This is a genomic window from Leifsonia sp. NPDC056665 (assembly GCF_042791795.1).
In the GTDB taxonomy this organism is placed as follows: domain Bacteria; phylum Actinomycetota; class Actinomycetes; order Actinomycetales; family Microbacteriaceae; genus Leifsonia.
The window spans coordinates 1-2,341 of record NZ_JBHTXK010000045.1; the positions used below are offsets into that span (position 1 = coordinate 1).

The 2,341-nt window shown below is 63.9% G+C and carries 2 protein-coding genes; both read left to right on the top strand.

Annotated features, from left to right (window positions below):
• Positions 1 to 228, top strand: a 228-nt coding sequence (locus tag ACFQ9V_RS20605; protein WP_382460978.1) for a hypothetical protein, incomplete at its 5' end; no start/stop codon positions are given.
• Positions 229 to 248: 20 nt separating this feature from the next.
• Positions 249 to 1,388: a zinc-binding dehydrogenase gene (locus ACFQ9V_RS20610; protein ID WP_382460979.1), complete on the top strand. Its 1,140-nt coding sequence runs from the start codon at positions 249 to 251 to the stop codon at positions 1,386 to 1,388.
• Positions 1,389 to 2,341: the final 953 nt, after the last annotated feature.

The window sequence follows — 2,341 nt, forward strand, 5'->3', positions numbered from 1 at the left end:
ACGGGGGAGAAACCGGTCCGTGCGGATGAGTTGTTCTCGGCCGTGGATTTCTCCCCGTATGAGGATTACGTGCTGCGGATGTGGCCGGCGGCGACAATCGTGGGCGGCCGGTTGGTGTATCAGGACGGCGAGTTCGTCGGCGACGACCACCGCGGCCAGGTCCTCAACCAAAACCGCGGCCAAGAAACCACACAACAACACCTGCTCGCCGCCGCGGTGACACGGTGAATCAAAGGAGAGAGCCCGAAATGGCTGCTACGTCGCGTGCAATGGTGCTTGAGCGACCGGGTTCGTTCGTCGAGAATTCGTTCGAGGTGCCCCTGCCGAATCCGGACGAGTTCGTCCTGCGAGTAGATCTGGTCACAATCTGCGGCGGTGACCTGATCGAGTATGCCGGCGGAAATCGGAAGGCCAAGTATCCGCTTCTGATGGGCCACGAGGTCGTCGGCACAGTCGTGGCAATCGGGGATGATGCGGTCCAGGCCCACAAGATATCGGTCGGGGACCGTGTGTCCGTGGAACCCTACCTGCGGTGCGGTCGATGCGATGCGTGCCGCCGCGGCGAATATCACTTCTGTTCCGAAGGCCTCACGTACGGTGTGACGATCCCTTCTACAGAGCCACCCCACCTGTGGGGCGGATACTCGCAGTACTTCTTCGGGGCGCCTGGCGCGCGTGTGCACAAGGTCGCGGCCTCCGTGCCCGACGAAGCCGCCGTTCTCACCAGCGTGCTCGCCAACGGCGTCCGATGGGTGCGAACCCGGGGCCAGGTCCGCGTAGGAGAGGGTGTTCTCGTCACAGGGCTTGGCGTGCAGGCGCTGGCCTCAATCATCGTCGCCTCGTTGGCGGGCGCGTCCCCGATCGTCGTCGCATGCCGCGAAACCGACGAGAGCCGGCTCGCGCTCGCACGGGAGTACGGCGCAGACCTCATCTTCAACACCGACGAGCTGCAAACATCCGAATCGTCACGGGCCGAACTCCGAAGCCTCGGCCTCGCCGTCGCCATCGAGTGCACGGGAGCAGAAGAGGTGTACCGTATCGCCACCGATGCGCTTGCCTTCGGAGGGCGCATGGTGTCCGCCGGGACACGGGGAGGAAAGCCGCTCAGTCTCGACCTCGACGCTGTCGTGTTCAAGGAGCTAACGATCCTCGGCGGACTCGGGCAGGCAGGCGACACCGAACTCGCGGCTGAGATCGTCAACTCGGGTCGGTTCGCGGTCGAGAAGATGGTGACGCACCGCTTCCCGCTCTCACGCGTGGACGATGCCATCCAGCTCTCCCTTCGTGGAGAACAGGATGTTATCCACATCGGGCTGGACCCGTGGGCGGAGGAATCGATCCATCTCGGCGCCGTTAGCGACGACGCTCCATCGAACTCGACCGCATAGAGAACGCCGCTGTGGCCCTTGCGGGTCGCGTGCGGGCTGCCCGGAGGGAGCCTCCTCCACTTCCGGGCGGCAGATCCCGTCGGTGTCCCAGTGGGTGGGGACGTCGTGCCGATGGGACGGCGGCGCCCCGCAGCTGGATTTCCCCCTGGTCCGGCTGCGGGGCTGCGCGCTGCCAGCGGCCGCTCCCGGTTTCGCGAGGCGGCTCGGCTTCGTGACAGGATCCGGAAACATTGTCGCGCCCTGATCCGCTGTGCCTTGTGGTGCGATCGGCCGGAGCATAGGGTTCCGTCGGTCACCGATCCGCTGCCGACCGCCCCAATCGCTAGAGTGCTGTCGACGGCCCGGGGCGTGAGGGGAGGCGCGTGAGCGGGCTCGAGGGAGGGCGCAACTGGCCTCGGAGGCCGTAGCCAGTCGAGCGCGCGAATGGCCACCCTTTTTCAAGTTCGAGCACCGCCCGAGAGGGAAGCGACATAGGCCTCTCTATGTTCGCGCCTGCGCGGAGGCCAGGCTAAATTGGTGCCTAATGCGCTAATTTCACATTCCAAAGGCGATTGCATTTGACTACATTTTGACTACAACCGTGTGAGATCCAATGAGGTTCTACGAGATCACACGAGGCCTACTTCGTTGACATTCCGCGGAAGTTGGCCCGATTACCGGGGATCCTAACGCCCCGAACTAGAGTTCAAATCCCACCGGTACCGCCACGTGCAAGCCCCCGCGATCCCCGTGTTTACAAGGGATGCGGGGGTTTTCGCTTTCCTATAAAACTGACGGAGGTTATTGACAGTCGGGTCTTCCACTTGGGAGGAAGACTGCATGACCAGATCACTCTCCGCCTCGGCCCAGCGGGCGATCGAACGGCGAGCGAATCACAAGCTCGCGGTGCTGCGACATGTCGAGGAAGTCAGCGGAAACATCGCCGCGAGCTGCCGCTACTACGGCGTGAGCCG